The 19384-nt window shown below is 71.5% G+C and carries 17 protein-coding genes and 1 other RNA gene; 5 read left to right on the top strand and 13 right to left on the bottom strand.

The genetic code is table 11. The features are described from left to right. Positions 1-39 precede the first annotated feature (39 nt). The 9 genes from OG2516_RS15085 to OG2516_RS15045 form a co-directional block, all read right to left on the bottom strand. The gene (locus tag OG2516_RS15085) at positions 40-753 is read right to left on the bottom strand and encodes an alanyl-tRNA editing protein (protein WP_007256576.1); all 714 of its coding nucleotides are present in this window, start codon (positions 751-753) and stop codon (positions 40-42) included. Further along, positions 750-3164 carry a DUF3772 domain-containing protein gene (locus OG2516_RS15080; RefSeq protein ID WP_192808386.1) on the bottom strand — a complete coding sequence of 805 codons (2415 nt, stop codon included), beginning with the start codon at positions 3162-3164 and terminating at the stop codon, positions 750-752. Before OG2516_RS15080 ends, OG2516_RS15085 begins: the two co-directional genes overlap by 4 nt. 8 nt (positions 3165-3172) lie before the next feature. After that, positions 3173-4207, bottom strand: a complete 1035-nt coding sequence (locus OG2516_RS15075; protein ID WP_007256574.1) for a cysteine synthase A — start codon at positions 4205-4207, stop codon at positions 3173-3175. Positions 4208-4262: 55 nt separating this feature from the next. Further along, the gene (locus OG2516_RS15070) at positions 4263-5378 is read right to left on the bottom strand and encodes a gamma-glutamylcyclotransferase (protein ID WP_007256573.1); all 1116 of its coding nucleotides are present in this window, start codon (positions 5376-5378) and stop codon (positions 4263-4265) included. A gap of 3 nt (positions 5379-5381) precedes the next feature. Then, positions 5382-5825 (bottom strand): TrgA family protein, encoded by a 444-nt coding sequence (locus OG2516_RS15065; protein ID WP_007256572.1) that lies wholly within the window; start codon positions 5823-5825, stop codon positions 5382-5384. Positions 5826-5858: 33 nt separating this feature from the next. Further along, complete coding sequence (locus tag OG2516_RS15060; protein ID WP_007256571.1) at positions 5859-7067, bottom strand: SAM-dependent methyltransferase; 1209 nt, start codon at positions 7065-7067, stop codon at positions 5859-5861. 66 nt (positions 7068-7133) lie between these two features. Next, positions 7134-8570: a cryptochrome/photolyase family protein gene (locus tag OG2516_RS15055; protein ID WP_007256570.1), complete on the bottom strand. Its 1437-nt coding sequence runs from the start codon at positions 8568-8570 to the stop codon at positions 7134-7136. 159 nt (positions 8571-8729) lie between these two features. Next, positions 8730-10526: a BCCT family transporter gene (locus tag OG2516_RS20795; RefSeq protein ID WP_040615914.1), complete on the bottom strand. Its 1797-nt coding sequence runs from the start codon at positions 10524-10526 to the stop codon at positions 8730-8732. A gap of 282 nt (positions 10527-10808) precedes the next feature. After that, on the bottom strand, positions 10809-11798 hold the full coding sequence (locus OG2516_RS15045; RefSeq protein ID WP_007256568.1) for an MDR family oxidoreductase: 990 nt from the start codon (positions 11796-11798) through the stop codon (positions 10809-10811). A gap of 170 nt (positions 11799-11968) precedes the next feature. Here OG2516_RS15045 and OG2516_RS15040 point away from each other — a divergent pair, with 170 nt between their 5' ends. Together OG2516_RS15040 and ssrA are read left to right on the top strand one after the other, a co-directional pair. Next, positions 11969-13015: an extracellular solute-binding protein gene (locus tag OG2516_RS15040; RefSeq protein WP_007256567.1), complete on the top strand. Its 1047-nt coding sequence runs from the start codon at positions 11969-11971 to the stop codon at positions 13013-13015. Positions 13016-13094: 79 nt separating this feature from the next. Further along, positions 13095-13445, top strand: a transfer-messenger RNA (tmRNA) gene (gene ssrA, locus OG2516_RS19720). A 61-nt stretch (positions 13446-13506) separates the two neighbouring features. Here the strand turns inward: ssrA and OG2516_RS20030 are convergent. Next, positions 13507-13656 (bottom strand): hypothetical protein, encoded by a 150-nt coding sequence (locus OG2516_RS20030; protein WP_007256566.1) that lies wholly within the window; start codon positions 13654-13656, stop codon positions 13507-13509. A gap of 159 nt (positions 13657-13815) precedes the next feature. Between OG2516_RS20030 and OG2516_RS15035 the strand changes: the two genes are divergently transcribed. From OG2516_RS15035 to OG2516_RS15025, 3 genes are all read left to right on the top strand, one after another. Next, positions 13816-14478, top strand: a complete 663-nt coding sequence (locus tag OG2516_RS15035) for a DUF1194 domain-containing protein (protein ID WP_007256565.1) — start codon at positions 13816-13818, stop codon at positions 14476-14478. Between the two features lie 143 nt (positions 14479-14621). After that, positions 14622-15866, top strand: coding sequence for a chromate efflux transporter (chrA, locus tag OG2516_RS15030; RefSeq protein WP_007256564.1), 1245 nt, complete (start codon positions 14622-14624; stop codon positions 15864-15866). A 64-nt stretch (positions 15867-15930) separates the two neighbouring features. Then, positions 15931-16395, top strand: coding sequence for an SspB family protein (locus tag OG2516_RS15025; RefSeq protein WP_007256563.1), 465 nt, complete (start codon positions 15931-15933; stop codon positions 16393-16395). A 162-nt stretch (positions 16396-16557) separates the two neighbouring features. On the opposite strand, the gene OG2516_RS15020 is transcribed toward OG2516_RS15025, so the two are convergent. From OG2516_RS15020 to OG2516_RS15010, 3 genes are all read right to left on the bottom strand, one after another. Further along, entirely contained in the window at positions 16558-17109 is a 552-nt protein-coding gene (locus OG2516_RS15020) for a fasciclin domain-containing protein (RefSeq protein ID WP_007256562.1), read from the bottom strand. A gap of 127 nt (positions 17110-17236) precedes the next feature. Next, on the bottom strand, positions 17237-17641 hold the full coding sequence (locus OG2516_RS15015) for a GFA family protein (protein ID WP_007256561.1): 405 nt from the start codon (positions 17639-17641) through the stop codon (positions 17237-17239). A gap of 56 nt (positions 17642-17697) precedes the next feature. Next, the gene (locus OG2516_RS15010; protein WP_007256560.1) at positions 17698-19263 is read right to left on the bottom strand and encodes a trimethylamine methyltransferase family protein; all 1566 of its coding nucleotides are present in this window, start codon (positions 19261-19263) and stop codon (positions 17698-17700) included. Between the last annotated feature and the right edge of the window lie 121 nt (positions 19264-19384).

The raw sequence follows: 19384 nt of genomic DNA, 5'->3' as shown, positions 1-19384 counted from the left end.
CCTCAGCGCCTTGGCCTTCCGAGGATAGGCGACACCGGCTCAATCGAGCAACAGGCTCACGCGTCGGTTCTGGCGGCCCTTCTTCTCGACCTTGCCGAGCCGCAGCGCGCCGATCTCACCCGTGGAGGCGACGTGGGTGCCGCCGCAGGGCTGCAGGTCGAGCGTGTCCGCCCCCTGCCCGATCCGCACCAGCCGCACCCGGCCGGTGCCGCGCGGGGGCTGGACGCGCAGGGTCTTGACCAGGTCGGGGCGGGCGTCGAGCTCGCCCTCGGTGATCCACTCGGCGCTCACCGGCAGGTCGGCCGCCACCATCCGGGCCAGCGCCGCCTCGATGCCGTCGCGGGCGGGGGCGTCGGGCATGTCGAAGTCGAGCCGGCCCTTCTCGGCGGTGATGCTGCCGCCGGTGACGGGCAGCGGGATGGCGACCGACAGCAGGTGCAGCGCCGTGTGGACGCGCATGTGCCGGTGGCGGCGCTCCCAGTCCAGCTCCTGGCGCACCCGCGCCCCCGCGGGCGGCAGCGGCGCGGGCTCGGCGGGGACGAGCACCACGTCGCCGTCCGCGCCCTTCACCGTCGTCGCGATCTCGATCGCGCCGCCGTCCCAGGAGAGCCGGCCGCTGTCGCCGGGCTGGCCGCCGCCGGTGGCGTAGAAGATGGTCCGGTCCAGCACCACCCCGCCCTCCTCGGTCAGCGCGGTCACCTCGGCGTCGGCGTCGCGCAGGTAGGCGTCCTCGAGAAACAGCAGCTCGCTCATCCTTCCTCCCCCCTGATCACGTCGGGCCGCTCGCCCTTCAGCGCCGCCTGCCAGTCGCCCGACTGGCCCTGCGTCGAGCGGCCGCCGGTCTCGCCGCCGCCCCGCAGCGCCTCGGGGTTGCGCACCCAGAGGTCGCGCTGCGGGAACGGAATCTCGATCCCCTCCTCGGCGAAGCGCTTGGCGATGGCGTGGTTCATCTCGGTCTGCACCGACAGGATCCAGTTCACGTCGCGCAGGATGGCACGGATCTCGAAGTTCATCGAGTTGTCGCCGAAGCCGTGGAACAGCACGTAGGGCTCGGGATTGTGCAGCACCATCGGGTGCGCGCGGGCGATGTTGAGCAGCACGTCCGAGACCTTCTGGGTGTCGGTGCCGTAGGCGACGCCGATCGGCAGGATGATCCGTCCCACCGAGTTGCCGCGGGTCCAGTTGGTGACCTTGCCCGAGACGAGGTCGGAGTTCGGCACGATCACGTCGGTGCGGTCGAAGGTCTCGATCCGGGTCGAGCGGATCGAGATGTCGCGCACGTAGCCCATCTCGTCGCCGACCTGGATCCAGTCGCCCTGGCTGATCGGCCGCTCGATCAGCAGGATGATGCCGCTGACGAAGTTCGACACGATGTTCTGCAGGCCGAACGAAATCCCGACGGTGAGCGCACCGGCGATCAGCGCGAGGTTGGAGAGATCGATCCCGGCCGAGGTGATCGCCACCAGCGCGGCGACGATGATGCCGACATAGCCGATCCCCGAGACGGCCGCGTCCTGCCCGCCCGCGTCGAGCCGAGTGCGCGGAAGGATCATGCTGCGCAGCGCGCCCTGCACCGCGCGGGTGGCCATGTAGCCGATGGTGAAGACGAGCAGCAGCGTCAGGATCGTGGTCGGCGACAGGCGCGAGTCGCCGATGGAGAAGCCGGTGCGGAAGCGGGTCCAGATCTCGGTGAGGTCGGCCACCCGCGCGCCCCAGATCAGCGCCAGCAGCGGCAGCGCCACGAGGATCAGCCCGAGCGCCAGCAGCACCGGCAGCAGCGCGCTGTCGGCGGCGGTCTCGCTGCCGACGATGAGCACGTAGATGTCGAACACCAGCCGCTGCAGCAGCACCACCAGGCCGAGCACCGCGAGGCTGTAGGCGGTGGAGCGCAGAAGCTCCCACGCGGCGGTGTCGAAGCCGAAGGCGGCGAGCAGCGGCCCGACGACGCCGACGATGGTGACGAGCCGCCCCAGCACCACGACGATCCGGCCGCGGAACTGGGTCGTGCCCGGCTCCTCGCCCTCGGCCTGCGCCGCGCCGGCGAGGAGCCGGCCGAACTGGAACAGGATCAGCCCCAGCGCGACGGCGACGGGGAACATCAGCACCGCGTAGGCGGCGGTGCTGGTGTCGTTGACCAGCAGGAAGTTGCGCCCGATCAGCGTCAGCCCGACGATCCATCCCAGCAGCGTCGTCAGCCAGTGCGCCTGGCGGCGGGTGGCCTCGGCCAGGTCGAGCGGGCCGGTGCGGCCCTCGCCGTCGGGGAAGTAGCGCTCGGCGAGCCAGTGGGCGAGCAGCACCACGAGCCCGCCGAGCGGCAGCGCGGCGAGCACCGCGTCGCCGCGCAGTCCGGTGAGGGTGGTCGCCGTGGCGGCCGCGAACAGCGCCAGCAGGCCCGCGAAGGGCACCGCGATCAGCCCGAGCGAGACGAAGAACGACAGCACCGACGCCTTGCGCGTCCCCGGCCGCGACACCCGCCGCGCCAGCCGGCGCACCCAGATCTGGCCGCGCGCGAGCAGCACGAAGGCGAGCAGCAGGAACACGAGAATCGCCGGCAGCTCGCGGCGCAGGGTCTGGCGGCGGGCGTCGCTGTCGAGGCCGGTGCTCACCTCGGCGACCAGCTCGGTGACGCCGTCCTGCACCGCACCCGCCGCCTCGGGCCAGTTCGCCGGGTTGAGCGGCAGCGGCCCCTGCGCGCCGAGCGAGCGGGCCTGGCGGGCGCGCACGGTGGCGTCGATCTCGCCGATCAGCCCGGTGGCGCGGGTATGGGCCTCCTGTGCGAGCTGGACCGGGGCGCGCAGCTCGCCGAGCTGCGCCTGCAGCGCCCGGCGGCGCTCGGCGATACGCGGCTCCTCGGCCGGCTCGTCCTCGCCGGGCGGCTCGCCCAGTGCCGCGAGCTGGGACTCGACGGTGTCGATGCGCGCGGCGTTTATCGCTTGCGCGTCGAGGAAGTCGTCGCGCCACCCGGCGAGCTCGGCGCGCAGCCGCTCGAAGGCGAAGGTGGAGGCCCCGCCCGTCTCCACCGCCTCCTCGGCGCGCACCGCGACGCTTTCCCACGCCTCGTAGTCGGGCGCGAGGCTCTGCGCCGCCGCGGCGCCCGCGAGCAGGGTCAGCGACAGGGCGAGCCAGGCGACGAGCGCCGCCCAGCGACGGGAGAAACCGGCCATGGCGGCGGTCATACGTCCTCGAACACGCCCGGGATCGACGTCGGGCCATGCTCGAGCCAGCGCGGCACGGGCAGGTCCTTCGACTTGAGGAAGTCGGGGTTGAACAGCTTGGACTGGTAGCGGTTGCCGTAGTCGCACAGCACGGTGACGATGGTGTGGCCGGGGCCGAGCTCCTTCGCCATCCGGATCGCGCCGGCGACGTTGATGCCCGACGAGCCGCCGAGGCAGAGGCCCTCCTGCTCGAGCAGGTCGTAGACGATCGGCAGCGCCTCCTCGTCGGAGATCTTGTAGGCCATGTCGGGGGTGAAGCCCTCGAGGTTGGCGGTGATGCGGCCGTTGCCGATGCCCTCGGTGATCGAGGTGCCCTCGGCCTTGGCCTCGCCATTCTGCAGCAGGTCGAACACCGCCGAGCCGCCGGGATCGGCGAGCGCGACCTTCACCCCCTTGGGCTGCAGCGCCATGCCGACGCCGGCCAGCGTGCCGCCGGTGCCGACGGCGCAGACGAAGCCGTCGACCTTGCCGTCGGTCTGCTCCCAGATCTCGGGCGCGGTGCCCTCGACATGGGCCTGGCGGTTGGCGGTGTTGTCGAACTGGTTGGCCCAGATCACCCCGGCCTCGGTGGTGCGGCGCAGCTCCTCGGCGAGGCGGCCGGAATAGCGGACGTAGTTGTTGGGGTTGCGGTAGGGAACCGCCGGCACCTGCACCAGCTGTGCGCCCGCGAGGCGGATCATGTCCTTCTTTTCCTGGCTCTGGGTCTCGGGGATCACGATGACGGTGCGAAAGCCCATCGACGCCCCCACCAGCGCCAGCCCGATGCCGGTGTTGCCCGCCGTGCCCTCGACGATGGTGCCGCCGGGCTTGAGCTCGCCGCGTTCGACCGCGTCGCGGATGATGTAGAGCGCGGCGCGGTCCTTGACGGACTGGCCGGGGTTGAGGAACTCGCACTTGCCGAGGATGGTGCAGCCGGTCTCTTCCGACGCCTTCCGGAGCTTGATCAGGGGGGTGTTGCCTACCGCGTCGGCGAGATCGGACTTGAACTGCATGGGGTCGCTCCTCTGAGGCGTGCGGCCCTCGGTTTAGGCAGCCCCGCCGGTGAACTCAAGCGGAGCCGCGCAGCCGCTCGCGGTGTCGTGCGAGCCACAGGAGCATCATCGCCAGCGGCGCGACGTTGATCTCGCCGCTGTCGATCAGCGCCAGCGCGTCGTCGAGCGGCAGGACGTGGCTGCGGATGTCCTCGTGCTCCTCGGGCGCGCCGCCGAGCCGCTTGTCGGCGCCGGCGAGGTCGGCGAGGCCGAGGAAGCAGTGGAAGTAGTCGGTGTTGTAGCCCGGGCTGGCATAGACCCCGGCGATCGGCTCGACCGCGCGGATGGTGATGCCGGATTCCTCCATCGCCTCGCGCACCGCCGCCTCCGCCGGGCTCTCGCCGGCGTCGATCAGCCCGGCGACCGGCTCGAGCAGGATCGGGTGCGGGTCGTTGCGGATCAGCGCGCCGATGCGCATCTGCTCGACGAGCAGCACGCAGTCGCTCGCCGGATCGTAGGGCAGGATCAGCGCGGCATCGAACGACACGAAGCACTCGCGGCTGATCTCCGCGGCCGCGCCGCCGTCGAAGCGGGCCTGCCGCATGGTGAAGGTGCGCAGCCGGAAGAAGCCGTCGAAGCCCTGCCCGAAGCCGGTGATCTCGGCCGGGTGCGCGGCGCTCCGCAGCGCCGTGGGCGCGGGCTGCACCAGCCGCGCCCGGATCCACGCCCGCGCCCGGATCGCGGTGAAGACCCGCGCCACCTGCTCCGGCGTCTGCCCCGCCGCGCGCCGCTCCATGACCTCCTCGGCCACGAACCGCATCACGTCGCCCCAGCGCTCGGCCCAATCGTCGAGCGACCAGTCGCCCGCCTCGGGCCAGCGCCCCGGCTCGGGCACGTAGACGTCGGCGGTCACCGGACCGTCGGCCGTCTCGACGTCGAGCCGCCGGCAGCCGTAGGCATAGCCGCCCTCGTAGAAGTCGAGCCGCGCCCGCGCCTCGGCGTCGGGCTCGAACAGCAGCCCCTCGGCCGCCCCCTCGCCCGGCACCAGCACCGGGAAGTCGTGCCCCGCCACCGCGCGCGCCCGCCACCCCGGCAGCCGCGCCGGCGTCAGGTCGAGCGTGTCCGGGTCACGGCCGAGCAACGTGGCGAGCAGCGGCTTGTGCCGCAGGGTCCCGTAGACGAAGAGCGCCATTCCTCAGCGCGCCACGCGGCTGGCATACTCGGTCACGACCCCGGCCGCGATCCCGCCGACGAGGATCGCCGCCCAGACCTCGAGCGTCGACATGAACGCCAGGTGCTCCACCCCCAACTCGAACACCGCCACCAGCGCCTCGACGGGGCCATCGTATTCCTTGCGCAGCGAGCGGCCCAGCATGTCGTTGAAGCTGTGTACGAACAGCGCCCAGAACACCATCATCAGCGCCGTGGTGAACCCGATCCCCGTCGCCGCGACGACGCCGTCGCCCGCGCGCTTGCCCATGATGATCCAGCCGCAGAGCACCCCGACGGCGGCGTTGACCTCGGCGAACCAGCCGGTCACGAAATCCTCCGGGAACATCGGCTCGATCATCGTCTCGGAGACGAACCACGCGAGGCAGCCGAAGAGAATGGCCGCCACGAGGCGGGCGAAGGTGGGCATGGCGCCTCCTGCTCGGGTCCGGGGCCGCCTCGTTCAGGCCGGGCGCGCCACCGTGATCTGCGTCACGTCGCAATTGTGCCCATGGAAGGTCGCCGCGCAAGAGGTGAGGTAGACATTCCACATCCGCCGGAAACGCTCGTCGAAACCGAGCCGCTGGATCTCGTCCCAGCGGTCGTTGAACGTCTCGTGCCAGCGCCGCAGGGTCAGCGAGTAGCTCTCGCCGAACTCGATGCGGTGGCTCAGCGCCAGCCCCGCCGCCTCGATCTCCTCGGCGAGCCGCTTCGGCGATGGCAGCATGCCGCCGGGGAAGATGTACTTCTGGATGAAGTCGACCCCCTTGCGGTAGATCTCCCAGCGCTCGTCGGGGACGGTGATGATCTGCAGCGTCGCCTGCCGCCCGGGCTTGAGCCGCTCGCGCAGGGTCTGGAAGTAGACCGGCCAATATTGCTCGCCCACCGCCTCGAACATCTCGATCGAGGCGATGCCGTCGTAGCTGCCCCGCTCGTCGCGGTAATCCTGCAGCCGGAACTCCACCTGCCCCTCGAGCCCCGCCTTGCGGATGCGCTCGACGGCGTAGTCGTACTGCTCGCGGCTGATCGTCAGGCCGGTGACCTTCAGCCCGCGCTCGCGGGCGGCGTACTCGGCGAACCCGCCCCAGCCGCAGCCGATCTCCAGCACGTGATCGCCCGGCTTGGCGCCCATCTGGTCGACCATCGAGGCGTACTTCCTGATCTGCGCCGCCTCGAGGCTCTCCTGCCCGGTCTCGAACAGGGCGCTCGAGTAGGTCATCGTGTCGTCGAGCCACAGCCCGTAGAAGGCGTTGCCCAGATCGTAGTGCGCCGAGATGTTGCGGCGCGCCTGCCGCTTGGTGTTGCGCTGCATCCAGAAGCGCAGCCGCTCCCACGCCTTGACCAGCCGCATCGCCGGGTAGCCGTCGTAGAGCGCGTAATTGTCCTTGCTGAGCAGGTCGAACACCGCGAGCAGGTCGGGGGTGCTCCACCAGCCGTCCATGTAGGCCTCACAGAAACCGACGTCGCCCTCGCGCACCACCCGCGCGAAGGTCTCGGGATCGTGGATGTGCGCCTCGGCGACGGGCCCCGGGCGGCGGCCCTCGGCGCGGAAGACGCGGCCGTCGGGCAGGTGCATGTCGATGCGCCCGTGGTCGAGCCGCTGCGCGACCTCGAACACGCGTGCGAAGTAGCGCGGCAGGTTCCGCTGCCCCTCGGTCGTCGTCAGGATCATCCCCATCGTCCCCGTGTCACTCCCTGCTCTCCGTCGCCGCCGATCCTACCGGCCCGGCGCGGCTTGTCACCCGCCCGCCGCGTCCGCGTCCTGCCGCCCCTTGTAGGCCGCCAGCGCCCGCGCCCGCCCCTCGGCGAGGCCGACCACAGGTTGGGGATACGGATCATCCGCCGACATGGACCACTTTCGCGGGATCGCCGCGAAGTAGGCCAGCGCCGTCGCGGGCGGATCGTCCTGCCCCTCGGCGACCCACTTGCGGCGGTAGGCGCCGTCGGGGTCGAACTTTTCGGCCTGCCCGTCGGGGTTGAAGACCCGGAAGAACGGCGAGGCGTCCGGCCCCGACCCGGCCACCCACTGCCAGCCGAGCGCGTTGTTGGCCGGGTCCCAGTCCGTCAGGTGCGCGTCGAACCAGCGCTGCCCGATGCGCCAGTGGCTGAGCAGGTGCTTGGTGAGGTAGGAGCCGACGATCATCCGGCCGCGATTGTGCATCCGCCCGGTGACGTACATCTCCCGCATCGCCGCATCCACCAGCGCCACCCCGGTGCGCCCCCGCTGCCACGCGACCACCTCGGGCGCGTCCTCGTCGGTGTTCCACGGGAAGGCCGCCCATTCGGGCCGCCAGTTGTCGGTGGCGAGGCGTGGCGTGTGGTGCAGCAGGTGGTAGGCGAAGTCGCGCCACGCCACCTCCTTCAGGAACGTCTCCGCCCCCGGGTTGCCCGCGTCGCGCGCCATCAGCCCGGCTTGCCAGCAGCTGCGCGCCGAAATCTCGCCCACGGCGAGGTTCTCCGACAGCCCCGACGTGCCCTCCACGTCGAACCGGTTGCGCGCCTGCGGGTAGTCCGCGAGCCGCTCCTCGACGAACCGCTCCAGCCGCCGCGCCGCCGCCGCCTCGCCGACGACCACGTGCTCCGCCACCACGTCCGCGCCGCGCCGCATCTCCGCCCCGAGGCCCCACGCCTCGAGCCGCTCGCTTTCGGGCCACCGCCCGGGCGCGGTGAGCCGCTTCGGCGGCGGCAGCGGCGTGCCCACGTCGCGGTCGCGCACCGACTTCCAGAACGGGGTATAGACCTTGTAATAGCCCCCCGTCTTCGTCGCGACGCTCTCGGGCGGGAACAGCACGTGCCCCTCGAAGGCCCGCGTGCCGATGCCCTCCGCCGCCAGCGCCCCGGCCACGTCGCGCTCGAGCGCGGCCGCCACAGGCTCGTGGGCCCGGCTCCACCAGACCTCCCCCGCCTCCGCCTCGCGCGCCAGCGCGACCAGCGCCGCCGCCGCTCCGCCGCGCCGCAACACCAGCCGCGATCCCGCGCCCGCCAGCGCCTCGGCGAACGCCGCGACCCCGAGCCCCAGCCGCCACTGCGCCGCCGCGCCCCGCGCCTCGACCGTCTCGTCGCACAGGAAGACCGGCACCACCGGCCGCCCCGTCGCCGCCGCCTCCGCCAGCGCCGGATGATCGCCCAGCCGCAACTCCCGCCGCACCCAGACCAGGATCGCCTCTGCCGCCATACCGCCTCCCGCTGCCTGCAGCGCCAGAACCTAGCCCTCCGGCGCGCCGGTCCAGTCACCTCTGTCCTGCAAATATCCCCGCCGGAGGCTCCCCCGGCACGAAAAAGGGCGGCGCGCCCGGCCCGGCGCGCCGCCCTCTCCATCAGACCGCGCCGTGCCTCAGCGCGGCTCGGCCCGCAGGCCGCGCCAGATGGCGAAGCACATCACCAGCAGCACCAGCGTGAACGGAAGTCCGGTGGAGATCACCATCGCCTGCAGCGCGCCGAGACCGCCGCCGACCAGCAGCACCACGGCCACCAGCCCCTCGAAGATGCACCAGAACACCCGCTGCGGCACCGGCGCGTCGATCTTGCCGCCCGCGGTGATCGTGTCGATCACGAGCGAGCCGGAATCCGACGAGGTCACGAAGAACACGATGACCAGCACGATGCCGATGAAGGAGGTGATCGCCGCCAGCGGCAGCCCGTCGAGCATCTTGAACAGCTGCAGCTCGAGCGGCGCGTCCTGCGCGGCGGTGTAGCCCTCGTTGAGCACCTGGTCGATCGCGGTGCCGCCGAAGACCGTCATCCAGAACACGCAGACCAGCGAGGGGATGAGCAGCACGCAGGTGACGAACTCGCGCACCGTGCGGCCGCGGCTGACGCGGGCGATGAACATGCCCACGAAGGGCGACCAGGAGATCCACCAGGCCCAGTAGAAGCTGGTCCAGCCCTGAGTGAAGTTGACGTCCTCGCGGCCGACCGGGTTGGAGAGCGCCGGCAGGTACTGGCCGTAGGCGATCAGCGAGTCGGCGAAGCCGGTGAGCAGCGCCAGCGTCGGCCCGGCGATCAGCACGAAGAGCAGCAGCAGGAGCGCGAGCCCCATGTTGATCTCCGAGAGCTTCTTCACGCCGCCGTCGAGCCCGCGCAGCACCGAGACCAGCGCCACCGCGGTGATCGCGCAGATCAGCACCACCTCCGTCGTGCGCCCCATCGGAATGCCGAACAGCTCGTTGAGCCCCGCGCTCGCCTGCGTCGCGCCGAGGCCGAGCGAGGTGGCCAGGCCGAACAGCGTCGCGAAGACGGCGAGGATGTCGATGACGTGGCCCCACCAGCCCCAGACGCGCTCGCCGAGGATCGGGTAGAACGCCGAGCGGATCGAGAGCGGCAGGCCCTTGTTGTAGCTGAACAGCGCCAGCGCCAGCGCCACCACGGCGTAGATCGCCCAGGGGTGCAGGCCCCAGTGGAAGATCGTCGCCGCCATGCCGAGGCGCACCGCTTCCTGTTCGTCGTCCGACGAGGCGCCGAGCGGCGACCAGTCGGTCCGGGTCTCGGAGGCGATGAACGCGTCGCGCGCCGCCTCGGGCACGCTCGAGGCGATGGCCGCGTCGAGCGCGGCTCGGTCGGGCGCGGTCAGCCCGGTCGCGGCGTCGAACTCCTCGCGGCTGCCGAAGCCCTCGGGGAACGCGCCCTCGCCCGGATCCTCGCCGGTGAAGCTGACGCTGTAGGTGGTGCCGCCCGCCGCGGTCGAGTAGTGCGTCAGCGGCTCGGACACGCCGTAGAACATCAGGCCGATGCCCATGCCGGCGGCGAACAGCATCGCGAACCAGCCGGTGTAGGTGTAGTCCGGCGTCGCCTCCGCCCCGCCGAGCCGCACCTTGCCCACGGGCAGGACGATCAGCGCGATGCAGAACAGCACGAAGATGTTGGCCGACCCGAGGAAGAACCAGTCGAACCCCTTGGTCACGAAGGAGAAGATGTCGGCGAAGACACCCTCCGCCTGGCCGGGAAAGGCCAGCGCGTAGATGACGAACGCGATGATCGACAGCCCCGAGACGAGGAACACCGGGTTGTGGATGTCGAAGCCGAACGGCCCGATCTTCCTCTCGATGTTGTCCTGGCCGATCTCGTATTCGGTGTCGATCACCGCGGCATCGCCCTCGGGCGCTGGTATGCCTTGGCTGGTGGTTTCAGTCACTGTCGCCACTCCTTGTTGTTGCAGCTCTGCCCGTGCTGGCCGGACGGATGGGCCCGGCGGCGGCGAGCGCCGCGTTAACGCACTGGAAAGCCGACGGAGTACCGCCCCCGTCGCGCATTTTCCACCCCGGGCCCGGCACCTGCCGCGCCTGCCGTGAGGGAAGCCTAGCAGCACCGCGCGCCCCGGGGAAACCGCCCGCGACCGATTTTCACCGCGCTGCGACGCCGACTGCCCCCCGTAGGCCGGGCTTCAGCCCGGCCCCGCCTGCCGAGGCCCGCGCCGTCAGCCCGTCACGTCGACCACGACCCGGCCGCGCACGCCGCCCTGCAGGATCTCGGCGCCGAGGCGGGGAAGATCCTCGAGCGTGGCGGGAACGACCATCTCCTCGAGCCGGTCGAACGGCAACTCCGCCGCGATGCGGGTCCAGGCCCGCTCCCGGGCAGCGCGCGGCTGCATCACGCTGTCGATGCCGAGCAGGTTCACACCGCGCAGCAGGAACGGGATCACCGTCGCCGGCAGCGCCGCGCCGCCGGCGAGGCCGACCGCCGCCACGGAGGCGCCGTACCTCATCTGCCCGAGCACCCGCGCGAGCATCGCGCCGCCCACCGCGTCGATGCAGCCCGCCCAGCGCTCGCTCTCGAGCGGCCGCTTGACGGTCTCGGCGAGCTCCGCGCGCGGCACGATCTCGCCGGCGCCGAGGCCGCGCAGGTAGTCGTCGTTCTCCGGACGCCCCGTCACCGCGGCGACCTCGTGGCCCGCCGCGGCGAGCAGCGCCGTCGCCACCGAGCCGACCCCGCCCGACGCCCCCGTCACCAGCACCGGGCCGTCGCCCGGCGCGAGCCCGTGATCCTCGAGCGCCAGCACCGCGAGCATCGCCGTCAGCCCCGCCGTGCCCACCGCCATCGCCTGGCGCGTCGTCATGCCCCCGGGCAGCGGCACCAGCCACTCGCCCCTCACCCGCGCCGTCTCGGCGTAGCCGCCCCAACGGACTTCGCCGACACGCCAGCCGGTCAGGATCACCTTGTCGCCCACCGCCCAGTCGGGGCTGTCGCTGGCGGTCACGGTGCCGGCGAAGTCGATCCCCGGCACGTGCGGGTAGTCGCGCACCAGCCCGCCGCCGGGGCCGAGGCAGAGGCCGTCCTTGTAATTCAGCGTCGAGTACTCGACGGCGACGGTGACGTCGCCCTCGGGCAGGCGGCTCTCCTCGACCTGCCGCACCGACGCCCCGGTGCCGCCGTCCGCGTCCTTCTCGACGACCAGCGCTCTGAACATGCTCTCACTCCCGTGGCTGTGCTTCCGCCGCCCGATAGAACACCGCCCGCGCGCCCTGCGCCACCGGCAAACGCGCCCCGCCGCACCCGCGGCGGCGCCACGCTTCCCTCTTGCCGCCGCCACGGCCCATGCTAGCGTCGGCTCCCGAAGCTACACCCAGGGAGACAACCATGACCCTCAGACATCTGCTCGGCAGCGCCGCCCTCGCCAGCCTCGCCGGCGGCGCGGCGGCCCAGGACAGCGACTTCACGGTGCTCGACTATCCCGGCTTCGAGGATCCCGCCTACCACGCCGCCTATGTCGACGCGCACGGCGCGAGCCCGACCTTCAGCTTCTTCGGCGACGAGGAGGAGGCATTCCAGAAACTCGTCTCCGGCTTCCAGGCCGACGTCACCCACATCTGCGCCGGCTCGGTGACGAAGTGGATCGAGAGCGGCATCATCGAGCCATGGGACACGTCCAGGATCGACGCCTTCGCCGACCTCAACTCCGACCTCACCGGCGAGGACGTCGCTTCGGGCGACGCCGAGGCCTACTTCATCCCGACCGACTACGGCTCGACCGCCATCGCCTACAATCCCGACGAGGTGCCCGAGGAGGACGTCGCCAGCCTCGAGGTGTTCAAGAACCCGGCCTATGCCGGCCGCCTCACCCTGCCCGACAACGTCGACGACGCCTACGCGCTCGCCTACCTCGCCACCGGCGTGACCGACTGGACCGAGGCGAGCGACGCCGAGTTCGAGGCCGCCTCGGCCTGGCTGCGCGAGGTGCACCCGAACCTGCGCACCTACTGGACCGACCCGGCGGAGCTGTCGCAGCTGCTGTCGTCGGGCGAGGTGCTGGTGAGCTGGGCCTGGAACGAGACCTACCCCGCGATGGTCGAGGAAGACCGCCCGATCGCCTTCCAGCGCGAGCCCGAGGAAGGCTCGTCGCTGTGGCTCTGCGGCTACGTCAACATGGCCGACGCGCCGGGCTCGGAGGACAAGGCCTACGACTACATCAACGCTCTCCTCGCCCCGGAGAGCGCCGAGCCGCTGCTCGACGCGGGCTTCGGCACCTCCAACGCCGCCGCGCTCAGCGCCGAGTTCTCCGAGGAAGAGCTCGAGGCCGCCGGCCTCGGCAGCATCGACGCGCCGGTGCTCGCCCAGCTGCCCATGAGCCAGGAGCTGCGCCAGAAGCAGTCGGAGACGTTCGAGATGATCAAGGCCGGGTTCTGAGCCGAACCCGGCGGCATCGAGAGGGGCTGTCCGCCCCTCTCGAGCTCTCCCCGAGGATATTTGCCGAACAGAGGCCGGGGGGCTTGAGCGGCGCGGGGCGCGCGCCTATATTCCGGGTGTCTCGCAGGAGACTATGGACATAAACGCGCTCGTAATAAGCGGATCGGACCCGGGGGCGGTACCCGGCGGCTCCACCATACACCTTCGTTGGGGGAACATGGGGCCGAAACAGGATCGACGAACGTCTAAAGGGGTTAGCTTTGTCTCGGTGAGGTACCACCGTGATCGGTCCGTAAAGCATAATTGCCAACGACAATCGTGCTCCGGTCGCCGTTGCTGCTTAAGCAGTAACGAAGATCGAAATCTTAAGCCCTTGCGCCTAGCAGCGTAAGGCGGGGTTCGCAGGCACCTGGCAACAGAAGCCTGCACTTTCCCACCTTGCAGGATCGGCCGACCCCGCCGCGCGGAGCCGGCCCGTGATGTGGGGCTGGTCAGTCCTCGACCTCTTCCGCCACCTCGCCCTCGCCGCCCTCGACCTCCTCGACGACCGGCTCCTCGACCACCACGTCGTCGGTGAAGAAGTACCAGTAGCCGAGCGCGAGGATCACGACCACGACGATGATCCCGATGAGTCTGCTCATCCGTTCTTCCTTTCCTGACTTGCGTCCGCCAATGCGGTCCGCGCCCGCCGATGATAGCCGCCCGCCGCGCCGCCGTGCAGGGGGCGCGCGCGCGCGGCTGACATAGCGTCACCCGCGCGCCACTTGCCAGCCGCGGCCGCGGTGCGGAAAGTGGCGGGAATGGTCCCGCTGCTGTCCCTCGCCCTCGCCCTCGCGCTGCTCGCCGCGCCCGCGCGCGCCTGCGACACGGCGCTCCTGCTCCTGATGGACGTGTCGAACTCCATCGACGTCGGCGAGTACCGGCTCCAGACCGACGGCCTCGCCGACGCGCTCGAGGATCCCGAGATCGCCCAGGCGATGCTCGAGGGGCAGGTCGCGCTGTCGGTGGTGCAGTGGTCGGGGCCCGACGATCAGGCGGTCTCCCTGCCCTGGACCCGCATGCGCACGCCCGCCGACCTCGCCGCCTTTGCCGCCCGCGCCCGGGCCATGCGCCGCGCCTTCCGGCTCTCCGACACCGCGCCCGCCGAGGCGCTGACCTTCGCCCTCGCCCACATGGCGCAGGCGCCGCCCTGCGCGCGGCGGATCGTCGACATCTCGGGCGACGGCATGGCCAACGCGGGCGGCGAGGTGCGCGGCCTGCCCGCGCGGGCCGAGCGGCAGCAGGTGACCATCAACGGCCTCGCCATCGAGGGCATGGGCGTCGCCGTCACCACCTTCTACCGGCGCGCGCTGATCACCCGCGACGGCTTCGTCATCACCGCGCGCGGCCACCGGGAGTACCCGGAGGCGATCCGGCGCAAGATCCTGCGCGAGGTCTCCCGCATCTTCGGCAAGGCCCGTTGACACCGCCGCCCCGCCCGCCTTGATGCCGCCATGCCCGCCCGATCGCCCTCCCCCGCACGCACTCCCGGCCGCGCAAGAGCGCGCGCCCCTTCATCTGGCCACAAATATGCCCGCCGGAGGCGTCCCGCCGCAGGCCCCGCGCGATGACGCTCGCCCGGTTCACCGCCGTCTTCGCACGCATCGGCCTGCTGTCCTTCGGCGGCCCGGCCGCGCAGATCGCGCTGATGCACCGGGTGCTGGTGGACGAGCGCGGCTGGCTCGGCGAGGCGCAGTTCCTGCGGGCGCTCGGCTTCTGCATGCTGCTGCCCGGGCCCGAGGCGATGCAGCTGGCGACCTACGCCGGCTGGCGGCTGCGCGGCATCCCCGGCGGGTTGATCGCGGGCGGGTTGTTCGTGGCGCCGGGGGCGGTGGTCATCTCGGGGCTCGCCTTCGCCTACGCCGCCTGGGGCGCGGTGCCGGAGGTGCAGGCGGCCTTCCTGGGGATCAAGGCGGCGGTGGTGGTGATCGTGGTGCAGGCGATCCTGCGGCTGTCGCGGCGCGCGCTGAAGGGGCCGGGCGCCGTCGCGCTGGCGGCGCTGGCCTTCGCGGCGCTGTTCCTGTTCGACTTGCCGTTCCCGCTCGTGGTGCTGGCCGCCGGGCTCTGGGGCGCGGCGCGGGCGCACGGGCGCGGCGCGGGGCGGCCGCCGCTGCCGGTGGCGCGCACGGCGGCGGTGCTGGGCTTGGGCGGCCTGCTCTGGGCGGCGCCGGTGGGGCTGGCCTGGGCGGCCGGGCAGACGCTGCTGACCCAGCTCGGCCTGTTCTTCTCCAAGCTCGCCGTCGTCACCTTCGGCGGCGCCTACGCGGTGCTCGCCTACATGACCCAGGAGGTCGTCGCGCAGCATGGCTGGCTGACGACGGAGCAGATGATGGACGCGCTCGGCCTCGCCGAGACGACGCCGGGGCCGCTGATCCTCGTCACTCAGTTCGTCGGCCAGCTGACCGGCGCGGCGGCGGGCGGGACGCCGCTGGCGCTCGCGGCGTCGGCGATGGTGCTGTGGGTGACGTTCGTGCCCTGCTTCATCTGGATCTTCGCGGGCGCCCCGCTGATCGACTGGCTCGAACACCAGCCCCGCATCGCCGGCGCGCTCGCGGCGATCACCGCCGCCATCGTCGGCGTCATCGCCAACCTCTCGGTCTGGTTCGCCGCGCACCTGCTGTTCGCCGAGGTGGGCCGGGTGACGCTCGGCCCGCTGCACCTGCTCGCGCCCGACCCGGCCACCCTGTCGCCCGCCGCGCTGGCGCTCACCGGGCTTGCGGCGCTGTTGCTGCTGTGGCTGAACCGGCCGCTCTGGCAGGTGCTGGTGCTGCTCGCCGCCGCCGGCGGAGCGACCGGGCTGATCGCGGCCTGATCCCCCCTTTTCTCTCCCCCTGAAACCTTTATGCTCAGTCGCATCAGCGGGAAGGAGCACCGCCGTGAGGCAAACCATCGACTACGGCAATCTCATGCACCGGGCCATGCGCGGCCTGATCCAGCAGGTGCTGCAGGACGTCGCCGAGGAGGGGTTGCCGGGAAATCACCACTTCTTCATCACCTTCGACACCATGCACCCCGACGTCGAGATCGCCGATTGGCTGTCCGATCGCTACCCGGGCGAGATGACGGTGGTGATGCAGCACTGGTTCGACGGGCTGGAGGTCACCGACGAGGGCTTCTCGGTGACGCTCAACTTCGGCGACAGCCCCGAGCCGCTCTACATCCCCTACGACGCGATCAAGACCTTCGTGGACCCCTCCGTCGAGTTCGGCCTCCGCTTCGAGACCCAGGAGGAGGACGACGAGGACGAGGAAGCGCCGATGGACGAGATGGTCGAGGACGACACCCCCGACGCCGCGCCGAAGGAGGCCGAGGTCGTCAGCCTGGATCGCTTCCGCAAGTGATGCCATGGGCGCCCCGTAGGCCGGGCGTCAGCCCGGCGCGCGCGCGGGTGCCGGGCTGAAGCCCGGCCTACGGGCACTGCCCCTGCAACATGAAACTGCCGCCGCGACCCGGGTCGCGACGGCAGCGTCTCTTGTCCTGCGCCTGCCTCGGCGGCGGCCGGTTCAGCCGGCCTGACCGGCGGGCAGCAGCACCGTGTCGATCACGTGGATCACGCCGTTCGACTGGTCGACGTCGGCGATGGTGACGGTGGCGACGCGGCCGTTCTCGTCGGTGAGGGTGATCATGTCGCCCGCCATCTGCGCCTGCAGGGTGCAGCCGCCGACGGTCGGCACGGGATGGTTGCCGTTGTCGTCGGCGATCATGCCCATGATGGCGTCCGACATCGCGTCGGCGGCGACCACGTGGCAGGTCAGGATCTGCTGCAGCTGCTCGACGTTCTCGGGCTTGAGCAGTTCCTCGATCGCCGCCGGGTCGAGCTTGGCGAAGGCGTCGTCGGTGGGCGCGAAGACGGTGAACGGGCCGGCGCCGGACAGCGTGTCGACGAGGCCGGCGGCCTGCACGGCGGCGACGAGCGTCGTGTGGATCGGCGAGTTCACCGCGTTCTCGATGATGTTCATGTCGGCCATCATCGGCGCGCCGCCGACGGTGGGGTTATCCTGGGCGACGGCGGCGGTGCCGGCAAAGAGGGCGGCGGCGGCGATAAGCGTCTTCATGTGTCTCTCCTGTCGTTCCCGCCGGGGCCGATCCCCGGCGGGTTGCCTACAGACACGGAGCGAAACGGGTCCAGTTTCAGCGGCGCGCGCGAAATTTCTGCCGGCTCACGCAGCCGTGACAAGTGCGTCAGGGGATGCGATCGAGCGGGTCGCAGTCGATGACGGCCCAGCCGAAGCGGCGGCTGTCGTCGTGGTAGACCGAGACCGTCGGCGCGGGCACGTCGAGGCTCGCGAAGCCGCCGGCGGGGATCGCGACGAGGCCGGCGGCGCCGCTGTTGGTGTACCAGACCGTCGTGCCGCAGGTGGGGCAGAAATGGCTGGTGGCGGTGCCACCCGCGTCGCCCTTGCGCTCGAAGCTGCGGCTGGTGCCGGCGGTAACGACGGCCGCCTCGGGGTAGCGGGCGTTGAGCGAGAAGGCGCTGCCGGTGCGTCGCTTGCAGGCGAAGCAGTGGCACACCGAGACGCGCAGCGGCGCGCCGGTGCAGGTGGCGCTGAGTTGCCCGCAGGCACATGTGGCGCGGCGTTCGATCATGGCGGCTCTCCCGGAAACCCGGCGCAGCACAGCACTCCCCCGCCCGCGCGGCAAGCTCAGAAGTCGGTCGGCGCGCCGCCCTCGCGCTTGCGCCGCGCGACGAAGTCGGCGAGCGCCTCGCGCCGGTCGTCCGCCATCGGCGGCGGCTCGAAATCGGCGAGGATCTGGCGAAACACCCCGTGCGCCCGTTCCGCCGTCCAGACCCCGCCCGCCTGCTGCCACGCCTCGAAGTTGCGCCAGTCGCTCACGATGGGCCCGTAGAAGGCCGTCTCGTAGCGTGCGCGGGTGTGGTCGATGCCGAAATAGTGCCCGCTAGCGCCCACCTCGCGGATCGCCTCGAGCGCGATCTCCTCCGGCCCGGTGGCGACGATCCCCGGCTCCATGTACCGCTGGATCATCTGCACCACCTCGCAGTCCATCACGAACTTCTCGGGCGAGGCGATCAGCCCGCCCTCGAGCCAGCCGGCGGCGTGGTAGACGATGTTGCTCCCCGACTGTACCGCCGCCCAGAGCGAGTTCGACGTCTCCCACATCGCCTGCCCGTCGGGCACGTTGGCCGTGCAGACCCCCGACGAGCGCAGCGGCAGCCCGTAGAAGCGCGCCATCTGGCCGGTCATCTGGGTGGCACGCATGTATTCGGGGGTGCCGAAGGCGGGGGCGCCGGATTTCATGTCGACGTTGGAGGTGAAGGTGCCGAGCACGCAGGGTGCGCCGGGGGCGACGTGCTGGAACAGCGCGATCGCCGCCAGCGCCTCGGCGATCGACAGCGTCACCGCGCCCGCCATGGTTACCGGCGCCATCGCGCCCGCCAGCGTGAACGGCGTCACGATCACCGCCTGTCCGCGCCGGATGCAGCGCAGGCAGCCGTCGATCATCGGCGCGTCGTGCTTGAGCGGCGAAGTGGAGTTGATGTTGGTGTACATCCGCGGCGTGGCGCGGAACTCCTCCTCCGACAGCCCGCCGGCGATCTTCACCATCTCGAGCACGTCGTCGACCCGCTCGGCCCCCAGCGAGTAGGCGTGGACGACCTTGTCGGTGAGGGTGAGCTTGTCGTGGAGCACGTCGAGGTGGCGCGTCGAGGGGTGCAGGTCGACCGGCTCGACGGGGTAGCCGCCGGCGAAGTGGATGCAGTTGAAGTGCTGCGTGAGCCGCAGCAGGTCGGCGCACTGGGCGCGGGTGCCGGGGCTCTTGGCGGGCATCGTCAGGTCGCGGTAGTTGGGCGGCGAGCTGACGTTGCCGAACAGGATGGTGCGCCCGCCGACGGTGATTTGCCGCGCCGGGTTGCGCGGGGTGAGGGTGAAGCGCGCCGGGGCGCGCGCGACCATCTCCATCACCCACTCGCGCCCCATCCGGACGTTGGTGCCGCTGACGGTGGCGCCGGCTTCGGCGAAGAGCGCCAGCGCCTCGGGGTTGAGGAACTCGACGCCGATCTCCTCGAGGATGCGCATCGCCCCGTCGTGGATCGCGGCGACACCCGCCTCGTCGAGCGGCTCGACGGGGCGGTCGCGGTTGTCGGGGAGGCGCCAGGCGCTCTGCCGGATCAGCCCGGTGCCGCGCCTGCGGGCGTTGGCGCTGTGTCCTCCCGCCCTGCGGCGGCGATGCGCGGCGGTCTGTCCGTCCATGGTGCGGCTCCCCGTGACCTGCTCCCAGCATCACCCACCGCCGCGCCCGCCGCCGCCCGGAAAGCGACATGTGCCGTCGGATTCAGTACGGCAGGCCGGGCAGCGCCGACATGTAGGCCGG

It is taken from the genome of Oceanicola granulosus HTCC2516, assembly GCF_000153305.1.
Classification (GTDB): Bacteria; Pseudomonadota; Alphaproteobacteria; order Rhodobacterales; family Rhodobacteraceae; genus Oceanicola; species Oceanicola granulosus.
This window is presented reverse-complemented; position numbering and strand designations above follow the sequence as displayed.

What these genes read in the sequence shown, in the direction of transcription:
- OG2516_RS15085 (WP_007256576.1), bottom strand. Translation starts at nt 753, where the DNA reads ATGAGCGAGCTGCTGTTTCTCGAGGACGCCTACCTGCGCGACGCCGAC.
- OG2516_RS15080 (WP_192808386.1), bottom strand. Translation starts at nt 3,164, where the DNA reads ATGGCCGGTTTCTCCCGTCGCTGGGCGGCGCTCGTCGCCTGGCTCGCC.
- OG2516_RS15075 (WP_007256574.1), bottom strand. Translation starts at nt 4,207, where the DNA reads ATGCAGTTCAAGTCCGATCTCGCCGACGCGGTAGGCAACACCCCCCTG.
- OG2516_RS15070 (WP_007256573.1), bottom strand. Translation starts at nt 5,378, where the DNA reads ATGGCGCTCTTCGTCTACGGGACCCTGCGGCACAAGCCGCTGCTCGCC.
- OG2516_RS15065 (WP_007256572.1), bottom strand. Translation starts at nt 5,825, where the DNA reads ATGCCCACCTTCGCCCGCCTCGTGGCGGCCATTCTCTTCGGCTGCCTC.
- OG2516_RS15060 (WP_007256571.1), bottom strand. Translation starts at nt 7,067, where the DNA reads ATGATCCTGACGACGACCGAGGGGCAGCGGAACCTGCCGCGCTACTTC.
- OG2516_RS15055 (WP_007256570.1), bottom strand. Translation starts at nt 8,570, where the DNA reads ATGGCGGCAGAGGCGATCCTGGTCTGGGTGCGGCGGGAGTTGCGGCTG.
- OG2516_RS15045 (WP_007256568.1), bottom strand. Translation starts at nt 11,798, where the DNA reads ATGTTCAGAGCGCTGGTCGTCGAGAAGGACGCGGACGGCGGCACCGGG.
- OG2516_RS15040 (WP_007256567.1), top strand. Translation starts at nt 11,969, where the DNA reads ATGACCCTCAGACATCTGCTCGGCAGCGCCGCCCTCGCCAGCCTCGCC.
- OG2516_RS20030 (WP_007256566.1), bottom strand. Translation starts at nt 13,656, where the DNA reads ATGAGCAGACTCATCGGGATCATCGTCGTGGTCGTGATCCTCGCGCTC.
- OG2516_RS15035 (WP_007256565.1), top strand. Translation starts at nt 13,816, where the DNA reads ATGGTCCCGCTGCTGTCCCTCGCCCTCGCCCTCGCGCTGCTCGCCGCG.
- chrA (WP_007256564.1), top strand. Translation starts at nt 14,622, where the DNA reads ATGACGCTCGCCCGGTTCACCGCCGTCTTCGCACGCATCGGCCTGCTG.
- OG2516_RS15020 (WP_007256562.1), bottom strand. Translation starts at nt 17,109, where the DNA reads ATGAAGACGCTTATCGCCGCCGCCGCCCTCTTTGCCGGCACCGCCGCC.
- OG2516_RS15015 (WP_007256561.1), bottom strand. Translation starts at nt 17,641, where the DNA reads ATGATCGAACGCCGCGCCACATGTGCCTGCGGGCAACTCAGCGCCACC.
- OG2516_RS15010 (WP_007256560.1), bottom strand. Translation starts at nt 19,263, where the DNA reads ATGGACGGACAGACCGCCGCGCATCGCCGCCGCAGGGCGGGAGGACAC.